This is a genomic window from Campylobacter sp. RM16704, from assembly GCF_000816245.1.
Lineage (GTDB): Bacteria > Campylobacterota > Campylobacteria > Campylobacterales > Campylobacteraceae > Campylobacter_D.
In genome coordinates this window covers 36002-52095 of the sequence record NZ_CP007769.1, presented here as the reverse complement: position 1 = coordinate 52095, position 16094 = coordinate 36002, and the positions used below count along the sequence as shown (strand labels likewise).

19 protein-coding genes and 1 tRNA gene are annotated in these 16094 nt (G+C 29.5%); 8 read left to right on the top strand and 12 right to left on the bottom strand.

Annotation, left to right across the window (positions count from 1 at the left end; genetic code table 11):
* Positions 1-20: 20 nt before the first annotated feature.
* The 6 genes from dcuC to CAQ16704_RS00230 all read right to left on the bottom strand — a co-directional run bounded on the left by dcuC (position 21) and on the right by CAQ16704_RS00230 (position 6238).
* On the bottom strand, positions 21-1394 hold the full coding sequence (dcuC, locus tag CAQ16704_RS00255; RefSeq protein WP_039666372.1) for a C4-dicarboxylate transporter DcuC: 1374 nt from the start codon (positions 1392-1394) through the stop codon (positions 21-23).
* A 60-nt stretch (positions 1395-1454) separates the two neighbouring features.
* Positions 1455-2108, bottom strand: coding sequence for a superoxide dismutase [Fe] (gene sodB / locus CAQ16704_RS00250; protein WP_039666371.1), 654 nt, complete (start codon positions 2106-2108; stop codon positions 1455-1457).
* 67 nt (positions 2109-2175) lie between these two features.
* Positions 2176-2685, bottom strand: a complete 510-nt coding sequence (gene nrdG, locus CAQ16704_RS00245) for an anaerobic ribonucleoside-triphosphate reductase activating protein (protein WP_039666370.1) — start codon at positions 2683-2685, stop codon at positions 2176-2178.
* The gene (locus tag CAQ16704_RS00240) at positions 2657-4936 is read right to left on the bottom strand and encodes an anaerobic ribonucleoside triphosphate reductase (RefSeq protein ID WP_039666369.1); all 2280 of its coding nucleotides are present in this window, start codon (positions 4934-4936) and stop codon (positions 2657-2659) included. The genes nrdG and CAQ16704_RS00240 overlap by 29 nt, the downstream gene beginning before the upstream one ends.
* Positions 4937-5493: 557 nt before the next feature.
* On the bottom strand, positions 5494-5817 hold the full coding sequence (locus CAQ16704_RS00235; RefSeq protein WP_235361606.1) for a hypothetical protein: 324 nt from the start codon (positions 5815-5817) through the stop codon (positions 5494-5496).
* A gap of 346 nt (positions 5818-6163) precedes the next feature.
* Positions 6164-6238 (bottom strand) — tRNA-Glu (locus CAQ16704_RS00230).
* Positions 6239-6354: 116 nt separating this feature from the next.
* Here CAQ16704_RS00230 and CAQ16704_RS00225 point away from each other — a divergent pair.
* Positions 6355-6915, top strand: coding sequence for a manganese efflux pump MntP (locus tag CAQ16704_RS00225; RefSeq protein ID WP_039666368.1), 561 nt, complete (start codon positions 6355-6357; stop codon positions 6913-6915).
* On the opposite strand, the gene CAQ16704_RS00220 is transcribed toward CAQ16704_RS00225, so the two are convergent.
* Positions 6912-7670, bottom strand: a complete 759-nt coding sequence (locus tag CAQ16704_RS00220; protein ID WP_039666367.1) for an exodeoxyribonuclease III — start codon at positions 7668-7670, stop codon at positions 6912-6914. The two genes, CAQ16704_RS00225 and CAQ16704_RS00220, sit on opposite strands and share 4 nt — an antisense overlap.
* 99 nt (positions 7671-7769) lie before the next feature.
* Here CAQ16704_RS00220 and CAQ16704_RS00215 point away from each other — a divergent pair, with 99 nt between their 5' ends.
* Genes CAQ16704_RS00215 through pyrC form a run of 4 tightly spaced genes read left to right on the top strand, consistent with a single transcriptional unit; the run spans position 7770 to position 10892 of the window.
* Positions 7770-9305, top strand: a complete 1536-nt coding sequence (locus tag CAQ16704_RS00215) for a phosphoethanolamine transferase (protein ID WP_039666366.1) — start codon at positions 7770-7772, stop codon at positions 9303-9305.
* Positions 9302-9673, top strand: a complete 372-nt coding sequence (locus CAQ16704_RS00210) for a diacylglycerol kinase (protein WP_039666365.1) — start codon at positions 9302-9304, stop codon at positions 9671-9673. Before CAQ16704_RS00215 ends, CAQ16704_RS00210 begins: the two co-directional genes overlap by 4 nt.
* Complete coding sequence (locus CAQ16704_RS00205; protein WP_039666364.1) at positions 9658-9888, top strand: helix-turn-helix domain-containing protein; 231 nt, start codon at positions 9658-9660, stop codon at positions 9886-9888. The genes CAQ16704_RS00210 and CAQ16704_RS00205 overlap by 16 nt, the downstream gene beginning before the upstream one ends.
* 8 nt (positions 9889-9896) lie before the next feature.
* On the top strand, positions 9897-10892 hold the full coding sequence (pyrC, locus tag CAQ16704_RS00200) for a dihydroorotase (protein WP_039666363.1): 996 nt from the start codon (positions 9897-9899) through the stop codon (positions 10890-10892).
* Here the strand turns inward: pyrC and CAQ16704_RS00195 are convergent.
* From CAQ16704_RS00195 to CAQ16704_RS00185, 3 genes are read right to left on the bottom strand one after another with little or no spacing between them, the layout of a single operon-like run.
* Complete coding sequence (locus CAQ16704_RS00195; RefSeq protein ID WP_039666362.1) at positions 10876-11244, bottom strand: hypothetical protein; 369 nt, start codon at positions 11242-11244, stop codon at positions 10876-10878. The two genes, pyrC and CAQ16704_RS00195, sit on opposite strands and share 17 nt — an antisense overlap.
* Before the next feature lie 8 nt (positions 11245-11252).
* Entirely contained in the window at positions 11253-11630 is a 378-nt protein-coding gene (locus CAQ16704_RS00190) for a TM2 domain-containing protein (protein WP_039666361.1), read from the bottom strand.
* Positions 11631-11667: 37 nt separating this feature from the next.
* A complete protein-coding gene (locus tag CAQ16704_RS00185) occupies positions 11668-12366 on the bottom strand; it encodes a class I SAM-dependent methyltransferase (protein ID WP_039666360.1) in 699 nt (232 codons plus the stop codon).
* Positions 12367-12426: 60 nt separating this feature from the next.
* Between CAQ16704_RS00185 and CAQ16704_RS00180 the strand changes: the two genes are divergently transcribed.
* From CAQ16704_RS00180 to CAQ16704_RS00170, 3 genes are read left to right on the top strand one after another with little or no spacing between them, the layout of a single operon-like run.
* Complete coding sequence (locus CAQ16704_RS00180; protein WP_039666359.1) at positions 12427-13263, top strand: zinc ABC transporter, periplasmic solute binding protein; 837 nt, start codon at positions 12427-12429, stop codon at positions 13261-13263.
* Positions 13260-14009 (top strand): metal ABC transporter ATP-binding protein, encoded by a 750-nt coding sequence (locus CAQ16704_RS00175; protein WP_039666358.1) that lies wholly within the window; start codon positions 13260-13262, stop codon positions 14007-14009. Before CAQ16704_RS00180 ends, CAQ16704_RS00175 begins: the two co-directional genes overlap by 4 nt.
* Entirely contained in the window at positions 14002-14811 is an 810-nt protein-coding gene (locus CAQ16704_RS00170; protein WP_039666357.1) for a zinc ABC transporter, integral membrane protein, read from the top strand. Before CAQ16704_RS00175 ends, CAQ16704_RS00170 begins: the two co-directional genes overlap by 8 nt.
* Before the next feature lie 3 nt (positions 14812-14814).
* Here CAQ16704_RS00170 and CAQ16704_RS00165 read toward each other — a convergent pair whose 3' ends face one another.
* On the bottom strand, positions 14815-15723 hold the full coding sequence (locus CAQ16704_RS00165; RefSeq protein WP_235361604.1) for a DNA ligase: 909 nt from the start codon (positions 15721-15723) through the stop codon (positions 14815-14817).
* The gene (rplT, locus tag CAQ16704_RS00160) at positions 15701-16054 is read right to left on the bottom strand and encodes a 50S ribosomal protein L20 (protein WP_039666356.1); all 354 of its coding nucleotides are present in this window, start codon (positions 16052-16054) and stop codon (positions 15701-15703) included. The genes CAQ16704_RS00165 and rplT overlap by 23 nt, the downstream gene beginning before the upstream one ends.
* Positions 16055-16094 lie beyond the last annotated feature (40 nt).

Here is a 16094-nt window from a genome sequence, read left to right as displayed (position 1 = left end):
GAAACTATTACTCTAAATTTTTATGCAAAATACCAAGCTATTAAGATATTTAAAGCCATTCCTACAAGCAACATAGGAGTGGATCTTTTAACAATGGCTATAGGATCTAATTTTGCGAAGCCTGCCAAAGCTAAAATTCCACCCGATATTGGCGAAGCAGCACGCCCTAAACACGAAGCGATCTCTAATGGTAAAGCCAAAGAGATAGGGTTTATACCTAGCTTTTGAGCAATATCAGGTGCTAGTCTTCCAAAAGCATTAAAAGCAGCAATCCCACTACCCATAATCACACTTGCAAAATACACAATAAAGCTTAAAACTATAATAGTAAACAACACAGCAGAAGCCCCCAAAGAAGAAACAGCTAAAGCCAAATGTTCAATGCCTTTTAATGCTTTAATGCCTTCTGCGAAAATAGAAGCTGCTATGATAATACAAACAACACTTATAAAAATTTCTGCCATAGCTTTTAGTATTACCATCAAATCATCTGCAAGTTTTTTTGCATCTTTATGTCTAGCATACTCTAAAATAAAAACCAAACTTATACTTAAAAAATTTGCACTCACCACATCTAACTTAACTTTATATCCATATAAATTTGCAAAATAAACACCAAATAAAAACACTATAGGAAGCCAAGGTAAGAAAATATAAAATAAAGGACAATTTGGATTTTTAATTTCCATGTGTTCGATATTATCCGCAACGCCTTTTGCTAAATCTTTTTTATCCATGTAACTATAGTAAAATGGAATAAGTAAAGCTATCATAACAACATAAGCTATAACGGGATAAATTTGGTATTCAAAAAACATAGCAACAACATTTTCAATACCCACCATATCTGCTAAATTTATAGAATTTCCATCTTTAGGACCATAATCAAGTGTGATTAATGATAAAACCGATACAGCAGTTATAGGGCGAATTCCGATAGCGATTAAAACAGGATAAATCGAAGCAAGTAATAAAAGTAATAATCCTGTATAACTTGAGATAACTATTTTTAAAGCCATACCCACCACAAAAGTTCCACTTAAAACTAAGTATTTATTTTTAATCTTGCCTAGTGGTTTATTTGCTACAAAAGCTAACTTTGCTGAAGCATTAATGTGCTTCATATAGGCCGCAAAACCAGCAACAGACATTATAATAAGTCCTACACCGGCCATATTTGTCTTAAAAGTTTGAGTTACAAGACCAAATACATCAAAAATAGGATTTCCCATGCTTTGTTTTAATACAGACTCACCAGTAATAATAGAAATAACAATCAAAACAATAATACCTGAAAGAAAAAAAGTAAAAATAGGATTATATTTTTTAAGAATAAAATAGGCTACCAAAAATACACAAAATAAAGTAGCTAAAACAGAAAGAAAAACCTCCATAAAATCTCCTAATTTTTTATATTAGTTTATTTTACGGGGTTTTTCTTAAAAAAATCTTGATTAACTTAGTGGGTGAAGTTCATTTGCATAAAATCTTACTGAATTCATACCTTCTTTGATAGCCCATTCATAAGCTTTTGCTACAAATTCCCAGTTAATGTGTGTGTAGAATTTTTCTAAATACATAGGACGTGCATTGCGATGATCTACATAGTAAGCATGCTCCCATACATCTACAACTAAAAGTGGAATTTTACCTTCGGTGATAGGTGTAGCAGCATTGCTTGTAGCTACTAGTTCTAATTTTTGATTTTGAGTGTTATAAACTAGCCAAAACCAACCTGAACCAAACACTCCTGTAGCACCTTTAATAAATTCTTCTTTTAAATTTTCCATAGAACCAAAGTCTTTTTCTACTGCTACTTTAAATTCAGCACTTAAAGAACAGCCACAACCACAGCATGTTTTTGGTTTAATGCAATCAAAATAAAAGTCATGATTATATACTTGAGCAGCATTGTTAAAAACTCCACCACTTGAGTTTTGTATGATATAAACTAAATCTTTTCCTGTAAATTCAGTATCTTTGATAAGGTTATTTAGGTTATTTACATAAGTTTGATGGTGTTTTCCATGATGAAATGCAAAAGTTTCTGCACTTAAGAAATCTCCAAAAGTATCTGTTTCATAAGGTAATTGTCTTAATTTAAACATATATTCTCCTTGTTTTAAATTTATGAATATTCTATCATAGTTAAATTAAAAAAGACTAAATAACTCTTTATTCTTCAAGAAGTATTATTTTATCTTGCTCTAAGCTTTTTGCTATATCAATAATGCGTTGATTTTTACTACCTTTAAATTTTAATGATAAATCTTTTTGTTCTAGGATAAACTTACCATCTATCAAAATATTACATAAAAAAAGTAATTCTTTCATTTGTTTGTTTTGAAGTAACTCTTCATAAGTAAAACCAGTATATATAGTAATATCAAGCCCCAAAGTCTTGATATATTTTGCCAAAATGCTTAAATTTTTTGCCTGCATAAAAGGCTCTCCGCCACTAAAGGTAACACCTTGCAACAAAGGATTTTTACAAATATCATTATATAAACTTGCTAAATCTTGTAAATATCCTTTGTGAAAATCATGAGTTTGTGGGTTATGACAGCCTTTACAATGATGGGGGCAACCTTGGGTAAAAATCGCATAACGCAATCCATAACCATCTACTACAGATTCTTTTTCAACACCGGCTAATCTAAGAAAAATCGTGCTTAACTCTTGCATGAACTTCTGCTTTTTTGGCATCATTAAAACGATCAAGCGTTCCTACTAAATATCCTGTAATTCTTCTTATACGTTCAAATTTAATATCATCTTCTTTTCTGTGACATTTTGGACAAAACTCATCTATAACACCACTATAACCACAAACTGGATCTCTATCTAGTGGGAAATTAATAGAGCCATAGCCTACATTGCTTTCTTTCATGCATTTTATAATGCGTTTAAAACTTTCTAAATTTTTACTCACATCACCATTTAATTCTACATAAGTAATATGCCCACCATTGTTCAACTCATGATATGGGGCTTCTATTTGAATTTTTTCATATATGCTGATAGGAAAATCTACAGGAATATGAAAAGAATTAGTGTAAAATTCTTTATCAGTTATGCCTTTTAAAATACCATATTTTTTTTGATCTAGCTTTAAAAATCTCCCACTTAAACCCTCAGCTGGGGTAGCTATGAGTGAAAAATTGAGTTTGTCTTTAAATGCTTTTTCATCAACAAAATCACGCATAAAACGCACGATTTGCAAGCCCAAATCTCTTGCTTCTTGACTTTGTCCATGATGAGAACCAATTAAAGCTACCAAACTCTCACAAAGTCCTATATAACCTATAGCTAAAGTTCCATGAGCTATAACCTTTTCTACACTATCGTTTTCTCTTAAAGCACCTGAATCTATCCAAATACCTTCACCCATTAAAAACGGAAAATTTTTTACCTTTTTTAAACACTGAATTTTATATCTATGAAGTAATTGTTCATACACAAGTTCCAATTTTTCTTTTAAGAGTATATAAAAAAGCTCTAAATTTCCTTTGGCTTCTATAGCCAAACGCACAAGGTTTATACTAGTAAAACTTAAATTCCCCCTACCACATGTGATTTCTTTGCTTTCATCATACACATTTGCCATAACTCTAGTTCTACAACCCATATAAGCTACTTCACTATTATAATCTCCTTTTTTATAATATTTTGCGTTAAAACTTGCATCTAAAAAGCTAAAATTTGGAAAAAGTCTTTTAGAAGCACACTCTATGGCAAGTTTAAAAAGCTTATAGTTTGGATCTTCTTCGTTATAATTAATACCTTCTTTTACTTTAAAAATTTGCACAGGAAAAATTGGTGTTTCACCATTTCCTAAACCTTTCATCGTAGCTTTTAGTAAATTTTCTATCACTATTTGACCTTCAAATGAGGTATCAGTGCCATAATTTAATGTACTAAAAGGCACTTGTGCTCCTGCTCTTGAGTTCATAGTATTAAGATTATGCACTAAAGCTTCCATAGCTTGAAAAGTAGCATTTTGAGTTTGATTTAACGCTCTTTTATAAGCATAAGCATTTGCATTTTCTAAAAATTTTTTATCATTATTTAGACCAAGTTTTAAAAGCTCTTTAAGGCATTCTTTTTCGTTTGAAGCTTGAAACTTAGCATTTTCAAAGCATTGCTCATCTAAACTTTGCTCTAGTTTTATCTCAAAAAAAGCTTTTATAGCCTTTTTATACTCTTTTTGGAAAGTTTTTGCAACTCCTTTTGCCATAGCAAAATCAAAATTTGGTATAGACTGACCTCCATGCATTTCATTTTGATTTGCTTGTAAGGCAATGCAAGCTAAAGAAGCATATGATCTTATATCGTTTGGTTCTCTCAAACTCCCATGTCCTGTGCTAAAACCATTTTCAAAAAGTTTTACTAAATCAATCTGACAACAAGTTTGCGTTAGCATATAAAAGTCTTTATCATGTATATGTATATCGCCATTTTTATGTGCGTTTGCTATGTGTTTTGGCAAAATACACTCATCTACATAGTATTTTGCACCTTCTGAACCATATTTTAACATCATGCCCATAGCACTATCTGAATTAATATTAGCATTTTCTCTTTTTAAATCTGCATCTTTAGAATCTTTAAAGGTTAAATCATCATATAAATTTAGCAAATCGTAGCTTGCATTGCGAATTTGCGTTCTTTTTTGGCGGTATAAAATATATGATTTTGCAGTATTTACTAAAGAATTTTTAATCAAAATTTCTTCTACTTTATCTTGAATTTGCTCTACATGAGTATGATTTTCATCAAGCAAAGCTACAACCTCATCACAAAGCTTATCTAAATTTTCATTATCTAATTTTTTATCTGTGGAATTTATATTAGCTTTAAAAATAGCATTTTTTATTTTATAAATATCAAATGCAACTTGACTTTTATCCCTTTTTATAATAAATTTTATCTTCATGGAAATTTTCCTATAAAATAATCTCTAAATACTAAAAAATAGTAATTTGAATAAGGTAAGTTTATTACAAAAACTTGATGAAAAACTTAAAAAATAAAAGAAAAATTCGTATAATTTTTGTATATTTTATCAAACCATAATTTCCAAATATTGTCAAACATTGTAGGCTATTTTAGTACCCATATTATCCAAATGTTGTATAAATTTTTATAATTGTAAAAAACAATCATTAATTTATGCGTTTTAGTTTGACACTTATATTTAAACAATATATTCGCTAAAAAAATTTTGTATTATAAATACTAATAAAATAATAAATTACAAATAATCAAAAGATCAACAAGTATTTTGGTACTATTATAGATTATTTTAGTGTTTCAATCATTTCTAAGCAACTTTTGATTAATCAAAAGTTGAATGTTTTTATTTATACTAAAAAATCATTTTACCTAGTAAAATTTTTGCATATACTATAGTTGTTTGTTCATTGCTCTATATAACATCACAGCTGATCTTACGTCTTCTTACTTATGTGGCGTGATAGATTGATATGGCTTTCATATCTCTCTTCTTTTTCCTGCATCTTTTATCCCATAATGTGCAATGAGTTCATCAAGTCTTTCTTCGTAATAAAATCTTTTATGATAACCTAATCTTTGATTTTGAGAAATGATAAATTCTTTTACCATTTCTTGATCATCAAAGATTTTTAAATCATCAAACATTATAAGCGAATTTTGAAAAATAGCACTAAAGATTTGCTTTGCTAAGCTTTCATCTTTATTAACATTTTCAGCTATATATTCAGCGGTCATATTTGTATTATCCCAGTAGCATTCTTTTAAAATGTTTTCTGCGATTTCTAGTTTAGTTTTTTCCATTGCTTTACTTTAATTTACTGATAAACACTTTTTTATCTACTCAAATCCTAGAAAAATTATATTGTATTTTAATCAATTGTTATTTTATTCGGCCATATCAGCAATTGCTCCACGATTTTCACATTTTTTTATTCTATTTTCTTGTATCGTATTTGCCATAAACTATAATTTTATGCTTATTAAATCATTACTTTTGTGGTTGACACAAACAACATTACCATAATGAATAAATCATAACAACCTTTAGAATCTCTACTTGGATTATATTTATAATCTACTCCATTAGCACAAGACACTTATTTTAGAATGATGTAAGCTTTTAAAAATGATGATTGTTAAAAAAACATGGTGACCCATACGAGACTCGAACTCGTGTTACCGCCGTGAAAGGGCGATGTCCTAACCGCTAGACGAATGGGCCACTTTATTGTAGTATAAAAGACAGAATTATAACTATGTTTTACTTAATAAATAATTAATTTATTATTTTATTTAAAAATATATAATCTCACTCTATTTAAATGTTCAAGGAAAAAAATGGATATTTCAAGTTTAGTTGTTTTATCTTTTGCTTTAGCTGCAGATGCTTTTGCGGTTTCACTATGTAAGGGTTTTAGTGCTAAAAAAATAAAATTAAAACATTACTTAATAGTAGGACTTTATTTTGGTAGCTTTCAAGCACTAATGCCTGCTATTGGTTATATTATAGGAATTTATTTTAACTCTTTTGTGGAAAAAATTGATCATTGGATTGCTTTTTTTCTTCTTGGTTTCATAGGTATAAAAATGATTAAAGAATCTTTAGAAAATGAAAATTGTAAAGAAAATTCAAATTTATTTGATTTTAAAACTATGTTAGCACTTGCAATTGCAACTAGTATCGACGCGCTTGCAGTTGGAGTAAGTTTTGCCTTTTTAAAAGTTAATCTTATTGTAGCTTCGCTTCTTATAGGATTTATCACCTTTATAATGTGCGTTTTAGCTTTAAAAATAGGCAATAAATTCGGTACTTATCTTAAAAGTAAAGCCGAATTTTTAGGTGGTGCTATTTTAATTATGCTGGGATTTAAAATTTTAATTGAACATTTATTTTTTTAAATATCTATTTCTATCCCTACAGGTGCATGATCTGAACCAAAAATATCATCTCTTATAAAAGCATTTTTAAGTTTATCTTTTAAACCATTAGAAATAAAAAAATAATCAATCCTCCAGCCTACATTTCTTTCTCTTGCTTTCATTCTATAGCTCCACCACGAATACTTTTCTTTAATATTGCCATTTATATGCCTAAAAGTATCTATAAAGCCTAATTTTAACAAATCATCTATCCAAGCACGCTCAATCGGCAAAAAACCTGAAGTTTTTTCATTAGCTTTTGGGTGGGTTAAGTCTATCTCACAGTGAGCAGTATTTACATCTCCACAAATGATAATTTCTTTACCTTCTTTTAAAAGCTTATCTAAATACACTAAAAAATCATTATAAAATTTCATTTTAAAGTTCAAACGCTCTTCATCTTTTTGACCATTTGGAAAGTAGATATTAAACAAAACTACATTTTTAAAGCTATGCTCTAAAACCCTACCCTCATCATCATCAAAAAATTCACATTTTTTTACTTCACAATCAAAATTACACAAGCTCATTACACCTGAATATCCTGCTCTTTTGGCACTATTTGAATACATATATTTAAAAGGATACTCATAAATTCTTTTTGGAAATTTATCCTCGCATGCTTTGATTTCTTGAAAACCTATAAAATCGATTTCTTCTTTTTCTATCCAATCAAGTGCATTTTTATCACAAATTGCCCTTAGGCCATTTATATTCCATGATAATAATTTCATAAAATCCCTTTATTAATTTTCTTTTGTTGCTATTTTATATGTGATTTATTAATTTTATTCAAATAGACTTAAGTTTTTATTTTATTCCAAAGGAAAAAAATGCATTTAAAACTTTCATGGACAAAATTTACTCTACTTAATGCGATTTTTATCATGGCGTTTAATCTTCCATTGTTTAAATTTATATATGAAAAGATAGATCAAAACACTATGCTTTTTAGTGTATTTTTTGGCATTTATTTTTTATTGATTTTGAGTGTTTTATCCTTGGTGTATTTTCCCTATATCACCAAAATTTTAAGTATATTTTTGCTTAGCACTTGTGCTATTTGTAGCTATTTTGTCAGTAATTATGGAGTTTTAATTGATGATCATATGATACAAAATGCCGTTGAAACAGACAATAGAGAATTTTTTTCTTATTTTAATTTTTCCTTTACTTTGTATATTTTATCCTTTGTGGTTTTTCCTAGTTTGCTTGTAATTTTTACTAAGATTGATTATCAAAAATACTTTTTCAAAAAAAGTGTATTGTTTTTGGGTTCTTTAGTATTTTGCTTTGCTTTAGTAGCTCTTAGCTCAAAAACACTTTTACCTTTTTTAAGATCGCATAATATCATTAGAATGTATAATCTACCATTTTATCCTATATATTCAAGTATAGAATTTACTAAGAAAAAACTAGCAGGTAAAAAAGAACTTACCATTATTTCAGATGATGCTAAATTAAAAGATACAAATACTTCTAAATTAATGATTTTAGTCATAGGAGAAACTGCTAGAGCGAGTAATTATTCTTTAGGTGGATACAGCATAAATGATACAAATTTTTATACTAAAAATATACCAAATCTAGTATATTTTAATGAAGTAAGCTCATGCGGAACAGCAACTGCAATAAGCCTATCTTGTATGTTTTCAAGACACAAAAGAGAAAGTTTCAATAATAATTTATTTGAAGAAAATGTTTTAGATATATTACAAAAGGTTGGAGTACAAAGTGTTTGGTTTGGCAATAACTCAGGGGGATGCAAAGGAAATTGTGATCGTATAAAACACAAACTCATTGCAAAAGATTATGATGAGAGCTTGCTTGAACTTGTAAAACAAGAGCTTGAAAATGCAAATTCAAACAAAATCATCGTTGTACATTTACAAGGCTCACATGGGCCAACTTATTACAAACGCTACCCAAATGCATTTAAAAAATTTACCCCAACTTGTGATACAAATGAACTTAATACCTGCTCCCAAGAACAAATCATAAACACCTATGATAATACTTTACTTTATACAGATTTTATCATCAAAAATCTTATAGATTTACTTAAAGAAAATCCAAATCAAGAAACTTCTTTGCTTTATTTATCAGATCATGGTGAAAGTTTAGGTGAAAATGGACTTTATCTACATGGAATGCCTTATTTAATAGCACCAAAAGATCAAAAACACATACCAATGATATTTTGGAGTAAAGATGGTAAATTAAGTCAAGATTTACAAAGCAAAAAAGACTATAAACTTTCTCAAGATAATCTTTTTTCAAGCTTATTGGGGTATTTTGGTGTAAATAGCAAAGAATACGAAGCAAGTTATGATATATTTAGCAAAAATTTAAAGGAAAATTCGCAATGAAACCGAAGTATTCTTTATTTAAAAATGCAAGTTATGCTTTAAGTGGAATTAAATTTTTACTCAAAGACGAGATAGCTTTTAGGATAGAATTTGCTATTATCTTACCTTTGATTTTTGCAAGCCTATTTTTACCTGTGAGTTTTTTAGAACATTTTGTGCTAGTGTTTGTTTTGGTGTTGATTTTACTTATAGAGGCACTAAATTCTGCTATAGAAGCTTGTGTGGATCTTTGCACGAGTGAATTTCACATCTTAGCTAAAAAAGCAAAAGATTGTGCGAGTGCTGGGGTGTTTTTTAGCGTGGTTTTAGCTATAATTACTTGGAGTTTTATTCTTTTTGATTTGGTTAGAGAATGGATGATAAAGTAAAAACACTATGCATAAAAATATTTGGTAAAAAACGCTTTGAAATTTTAGAATTTTTAGCCCTTCATGCCAATGAAGATGGTTTTGTCTTTGCAAACATAGAAGAACTTTCTAAAAGGTTAAATATCAGCAAACCAACCATCATTTCTACTTTTAAATTTTTAGAAGAAAAGGCTTTACTTGAAAAACTCAAAAACGGCTTATATAAACTCAAATAGGAGATAAAATGACACTTAAAAACCCTTTGGATATGCATTTACATTTACGTGATGAAAGTATGCTTGAACTTGTAGCCCCATTTAGCGCAAAAGACTTTAAAGCAGGGGTTATCATGCCAAATTTAATTACCCCACTTACTGAAATAACTACACTCAAAGCTTATAAGGAACGCATTTTAAAAGCATGTAAAAATGAAGATTTTACACCTTTGATGACTCTATTTTTTAAAGACTATGATGAGAAATTTTTAGAAAAAGCTAAAGATGAGCTTTTTGCTATCAAACTTTATCCTGCAGGTATCACTACCAACTCAGATAATGGAATTTCAAGTTTTGATATAGAAAAGTTAAAACCTACACTAAACGCTATGAGCGAATTAAACATACCTTTGCTTGTGCATGGAGAAACAAATGATTTTGTCATGGATAGAGAAGCAAATTTTGCCAAAGTCTATGAAAAATTAGCTAAAAACTTTCCAAAATTAAAAATTGTAATGGAGCATATTACCACTAAGGTTTTGTGTGATTTATTAAAAGATTATGAAAATTTATATGCAACTATCACTTTGCACCATTTAATGATAACCTTAGATGATGTAGTAGGTGGCAAGATGGACCCACATTTATTCTGCAAACCTATTGCAAAACGCTATGAAGATAAAGACGCTTTATGTGAGCTTGCTTTTAGTGGCTATGAAAAAGCTATGTTTGGAAGCGATAGCGCACCTCATCCATTACACACTAAAGAATGCTGTGGTTGCGCAGCTGGAGTATTTAGCGCACCTGTTATATTGCCTGTTTTAGCTGAACTTTTTAAAAAACATTCAAATGAAGCAAATTTACAAAAATTTATTTCAGATAATGCTTGTAAAATCCATAATCTTAAATTTGAAAAAGATAAAATCATCACTTTAGAAAAACAAGAATGGCAAGTAGCGCAAAAATACGGCGATGTAGTGCCATTTATGGCAGGAAAAAATATTGGTTTTATGATTCTTTCATAAAACCAATAATCTTTTTAAAATTATCTTTTTTTATACCAAAAAACACCAAAAAAATATCAGCAATATACCAAAATAAAACTACAAATACACAAATAACATCTATAGGGGTATTAAATATAACATACAAAAATAAAAGCAACAATTTGACACAGCCAAGAAGCCAATCGCCTTTATAAAATCTATCAACCCCGCAAGAACCAAGAATAATACTCAACATTAATCCAAGCTCGGCATTTTTTAACTTAACTAAATTAAGTTTTTGAAGCTTATCTTCCGAAATGTGCTTTAATTGTTCTTCAACAAAAGATAGTTTATTTGCAGGAATTTTATCTTTAAGATAAAGCAAAAACATCTTAATTATCAATCCAAAATACTATAAATTTTTGATAAGTTTCTCTTTTTGGTTTCTTTCCATACAAAATATAAATCTACCAAAACATATAGAGTAATAATCAATCTTAAAGTATCAATTTGCGTTACTGTTACAACCACAACAATAAAAACAAATAAAGCAATCTTAGCAAAAGCAATTTTTTTATCGCCAATATAAAATCTATCCGCACCACACCATCCAAAGAAAATACCTATAACCAAAGCAACTATATTACTTTTTAAAGGCATTAAAGCAATTTGAGATAAAGCTTCCTCTGATGCATTAGATAGTTTTTGCTGTAATTCACTCCATTTGTCTGATGGGGTTTTATCTTTAAGAGATAAAAATACAGAATTTGTATCCATTATATTTCCTTTATGTTTATTTTATGAAATAATATATTTATTTTATAAATAAAATTTTAATTTTTGCCTCTATAATCTCTTCTACATCATCTTTTACAAAGCTTTCTAACTCTTGTTTGTTTGCATTAATGCCATTCATACTCAAATGCCACAAAACATTTTCTATCGCACTTTCTTTGTCTCTTTTTACCACTCTAGTTTCGTTAAAAATTTCAACCTCATAAGGGATATTTTGTGCATTTAAAAAACCTTGCAAATCCTCCTCATAAAAACCCTTAAAATGCGTATTAAAATGCGCAAATATAGGATCTAAAAAGCTACTTTTACGCCTACTTGCCCAGCCTAAATACACTTTTTTAGAAGCTAAGCTTAAAAAAGCTTTATAGTCTTTTTCATTTTGCAAAGCAGGCGACATACTCAAAAAGGCTAAGTCAAATTTTGTATTATTGTTTTTATAAAAGTTTTCAAAGTCTAAATTTAGGGTTTTTATATTTGATATAGCATGAGTTTTTGCATCTTCTTGCAAAATTTCAAGCATAGCACTAGAGCTGTCTACACCCAAAATACTTTTTGCCTTTTGTGCTAAATGTAAAGTCCAAACACCACTCCCACAACCTATATCCACCACGCTTTTACCTTGCAAGGATCCAAGTTTTACAAAAGTAGCTTTTTGAATTTCGTTTAAACTAGAATTATACCTTGCATAGCTTTTTGCTTTTTTATTCCATAAATTCATCTTCACTCCTTATTTTTTCTAATATAGTATAATATTTTTTTGTTTTTAGAAAGGAAAATTATGCGTGTATTGTTTTTGTGTTTGATTTCATTTTTAAGTATATATGCTAAAAATTTAGTAAGCGTTAGCATAGCCCCACAAGCTTATTTTCTAAAGCAAATCGCTAAAGACACTTTAGATATTAACATAGTCATACCACCTAATGCAAATGAGCATACTTTCGAATTTAAACCAAGTGGTATTTTAAAGCTTGAAAAAAGTGATATTTACTTCACAGCCAATTTAGAATTTGAAAAAATTTGGATTTTAAAACTTAAAGATAATCTTAAAAATACCAAAATCGTCTCTACTCAAAATGGTATTAATTTTTTACCTTTGCAAGAGCATACACATGAAGGACACCATCACCATGGAAATGATCCTCACACATGGCTTGATCCACTTTTAGCAAAAACTCATGCTGAAAATATCACTCTAGTGCTTATAGAGCAATACCCACAAAATAAAGTATTTTACGAGCAAAATCTAGAAAGTTTTTTAAAAGAACTTGATGAATTAAATCTACAAATACAAGCCTTGTTTAAACACACAAAAAATAAATATTTTTTAGTCTATCATCCATCTTGGGGGTATTTTGCTAAAAGGTATCATCTAAGCCAAATTCCTGTAGAAATAGAAGGAAAAGAACCTAAACCAAAAGACTTAGCCAAGCTTGCAAAACTCATACAAAAAGAGCAAATCAAAGCTATTTTTGTACCTAAAGGAGCTAATAACAACACCATTAAAGCTATGTCGAGTAATTATAATCTTAAAATCATAGAACTTGATCATTTGCCAAATGATTATAAAAATGAGCTTTTAAAAGATGCAAAAAACATAGCAAGCGTTTTACAATGATAAAAATCAATATTAAAAATTTAAACTTTTCCTATAATCAAGATGAGGTTTTAAAAAATATCAACCTAAACTATGAAAACAAAGATTTTTTAGCTATAGTAGGGCCAAATGGCGGGGGTAAATCCACGCTTTTAAAACTCATACTAGGCTTATTGAATAGTCAAAAAAACATAAGCTTTGAAGGATTAAATTTAAAAGATATAGGTTATGTCCCACAAAATACTTTAGCTAATCCAAACTTTCCAGTACGCGTGCTAGAAGTGGTGATGATGGGGAGAGTGGATAAAAAATTCTTTGGTTTTTATACCAAAAAAGATCAAGAACAAGCCTTAATAGCCTTGGAAAAAGTAGGTATGAGAAATTTTTGGGATAAAAAAATCAACGAACTAAGCGGAGGTCAAAGACAAAGAGTTTATATAGCAAGAGCTCTAGCAAGTGAATGCAAGCTTTTAATTCTTGATGAACCTACTGCAAGCATAGATACCAAAGGCTCGGTACAAATTTTTGAACTTTTAAAAAAATTACATGAAAGTGGGGTTGGCGTGATAGTAATATGCCATGATTTAAATGTGAGCTTAGCTTATGCAAACAAAATAGCTTATTTAAATAAAGAATTATTCTTGCATGAAAATACCCCTGAAAAAAAAGCACATTTACTGGCACATTTAAGCCAAAATCACACACATTTTTGCGATGTGGAGCTTAGCTTGGAGCAGTGTTGTTGTAAAGGAGAAAATCATGCTTGAACTTTTATCTAGTTCTTTTATACAAAATGCTTTTTTAGCTGCTTTTTTAACTAGCATTGCATGTGGGATTATGGGGACTTTAATTATGATTAACCGCTTAAGCTCCATGGCAGGAGGCATTACCCATGGAGCTTTTGGGGGCATCGGCATAGCGTTTTATTTTGGCTTGCCAGTACTAGTTAGTACGAGTTTATTTACTCTTTTTTTAGCCTTGCTTGTAGCATTTTTAGTGCAAAAATACCCTTTTAGAAGCGATAATATCGTCGGGGTTATATGGGCTTTTGGAATGGCTGTTGGTATCATACTCATAGACTTAAGTCCAGGATATAATAATGATTTAATGGGATATTTATTTGGTAGTATTTTATCTGTACCCACGCAAGATATAATTTTATTTGCAATTATAGATATAATTTTTATTGTATTAGTTTTGCTCTTTTATAGGCAATTTGAAATTCTAAGCTTTGATAAAGAATTTGCAAGTTTAAGAGGTGTTAGAACAAATCTTTTTCACTATCTTTTAATTGCAATGATGGCTTTTTGTATCATTATAAGTATCAAAGTAGTAGGGCTTGTACTGGTTATAGCTTTACTTAGCATACCTGCATTTATAGCTGAAAGTTTTTCAAAAAAACTTGGACAAATGATGATAATTTCTACACTTTTGAGCATAAGTTTTTGTTTAATAGGGCTTTTTATAAGTTTTTATTATAATCTTGCAAGTGGAGCTTGCATTATAGCAAGTGCTTGTATGGCTTTTGTATTTTATCTTTGTTTTAGTGCTTTTTTTAAAAAAGCCTAAGTCTTATTGCAAAGAGCTATTTTCATACACTCTTAAAAAACTAGCAAATTTTGGTTTGCCATTTTTGGTTAAACCATTGTATTTAAAAGTAATTATAGCACCAATTGGTGGAGGATTTAAACGATCTTTTTCTTTAAAGCCTGAGCCGATTTTAAAGCTTACTTTTTTACCTTGGATATTAGCTTCACAAAGCAAGGAGCCCATTTTACCTTCAAATTTTCCCTTACCTTCAAAATGTTTTTTTACCACACATTCTGTATCATCAAAAGGTTTTAGTTTAAAAGCACTGTCTGATCTTTTTCTCTCATACTCCATATCATTTTTTCTTATAATCACACCCTCGCCTTTATTGGAAATAATATCCTGATAAAATTGTTCTAGATGTTTTTTATCTTTTATAGGAATTTGAGGGATTATTTTTATAAAATCATTTGGATTTTTTACTAAATACTCTTTTAAAATTTCTAATCTTGCTTCTAAAGTACAAGGATTAAGCTTAAATTCTTCACAAGCATTTGGAATATCAAAGACATTATAACTTGCTTTTTGCCAAAGTTTTTCATCAGGATTTTCTTGGCGAACCAAAGATGAGATTTCTTCAAAAGAATTTCTTTTAATCCAAAGCTCACCATCGAGTTCAAAATTTGGAAAATTTTTTGTAAAAAATTTAGGAAGTTTTATAGGATTTTTTGCTCTTGTTTGCATAGCTTTACCATCCCAAATACCTCTTATACCATCGAGTTTTTCACTCATTACATACTGACTTAAATTTCTATCTTTAAATATATTTTCATCATAAACTTTAAAAAGTAAAATATCTTTTGCAAAAAGAGAATTTAAGGGGAGTGAGTAAAGAAGAACAAGGCTTATAAAAAGCCTTGCTATAAGATTAAAGTGCTTTTTTAGCAGCATCTGCAATTTTAGCAAAAGCAGTTGCATCATTCATAGCTAAATCAGCTAAAATTTTTCTATCAAGCTCAATGCCTGCTTTTTTAAGGCCATTTATAAATCTTGAATAACTAATATCATTTAGTCTGCAAGCTGCATTGATACGCACTATCCAAAGACGACGGAAATCGCATTTTTTACGGCGTCTGTCACGATACGCATAAACCAAACTTCTTTCTAATTGTTCTTTAGCTTTTCTAAAGTGTTTGCGGCGACCACTATAAAAACCACGTGCAAGTTTTAAAACTTTTTTATGTCTGCGGCGTCTTACAACACCTGTTTTTACTCTTGCCATATTTATCCTTTCACAAATTGGCGTTCGTTAAACGAATCTT

Excerpts from the sequence above, each read along its gene's own strand:
- CAQ16704_RS00225 (WP_039666368.1), top strand. The coding sequence starts at position 6,355 with ATGGATATTTCAAGTTTAGTTGTTTTATCTTTTGCTTTAGCTGCAGAT.
- CAQ16704_RS00190 (WP_039666361.1), bottom strand. The coding sequence starts at position 11,630 with ATGGATACAAATTCTGTATTTTTATCTCTTAAAGATAAAACCCCATCA.
- rplT (WP_039666356.1), bottom strand. The coding sequence starts at position 16,054 with ATGGCAAGAGTAAAAACAGGTGTTGTAAGACGCCGCAGACATAAAAAA.
- CAQ16704_RS00215 (WP_039666366.1), top strand. The coding sequence starts at position 7,770 with ATGCATTTAAAACTTTCATGGACAAAATTTACTCTACTTAATGCGATT.
- pyrC (WP_039666363.1), top strand. The coding sequence starts at position 9,897 with ATGACACTTAAAAACCCTTTGGATATGCATTTACATTTACGTGATGAA.
- CAQ16704_RS00235 (WP_235361606.1), bottom strand. The coding sequence starts at position 5,817 with ATGGAAAAAACTAAACTAGAAATCGCAGAAAACATTTTAAAAGAATGC.
- CAQ16704_RS00195 (WP_039666362.1), bottom strand. The coding sequence starts at position 11,244 with ATGTTTTTGCTTTATCTTAAAGATAAAATTCCTGCAAATAAACTATCT.
- CAQ16704_RS00175 (WP_039666358.1), top strand. The coding sequence starts at position 13,260 with ATGATAAAAATCAATATTAAAAATTTAAACTTTTCCTATAATCAAGAT.
- CAQ16704_RS00185 (WP_039666360.1), bottom strand. The coding sequence starts at position 12,366 with ATGAATTTATGGAATAAAAAAGCAAAAAGCTATGCAAGGTATAATTCT.
- CAQ16704_RS00205 (WP_039666364.1), top strand. The coding sequence starts at position 9,658 with ATGGATGATAAAGTAAAAACACTATGCATAAAAATATTTGGTAAAAAA.
- nrdG (WP_039666370.1), bottom strand. The coding sequence starts at position 2,685 with ATGCAAGAGTTAAGCACGATTTTTCTTAGATTAGCCGGTGTTGAAAAA.
- CAQ16704_RS00210 (WP_039666365.1), top strand. The coding sequence starts at position 9,302 with ATGAAACCGAAGTATTCTTTATTTAAAAATGCAAGTTATGCTTTAAGT.
- CAQ16704_RS00240 (WP_039666369.1), bottom strand. The coding sequence starts at position 4,936 with ATGAAGATAAAATTTATTATAAAAAGGGATAAAAGTCAAGTTGCATTT.
- CAQ16704_RS00180 (WP_039666359.1), top strand. The coding sequence starts at position 12,427 with ATGCGTGTATTGTTTTTGTGTTTGATTTCATTTTTAAGTATATATGCT.
- sodB (WP_039666371.1), bottom strand. The coding sequence starts at position 2,108 with ATGTTTAAATTAAGACAATTACCTTATGAAACAGATACTTTTGGAGAT.
- CAQ16704_RS00165 (WP_235361604.1), bottom strand. The coding sequence starts at position 15,723 with ATGCTGCTAAAAAAGCACTTTAATCTTATAGCAAGGCTTTTTATAAGC.
- dcuC (WP_039666372.1), bottom strand. The coding sequence starts at position 1,394 with ATGGAGGTTTTTCTTTCTGTTTTAGCTACTTTATTTTGTGTATTTTTG.
- CAQ16704_RS00170 (WP_039666357.1), top strand. The coding sequence starts at position 14,002 with ATGCTTGAACTTTTATCTAGTTCTTTTATACAAAATGCTTTTTTAGCT.
- CAQ16704_RS00220 (WP_039666367.1), bottom strand. The coding sequence starts at position 7,670 with ATGAAATTATTATCATGGAATATAAATGGCCTAAGGGCAATTTGTGAT.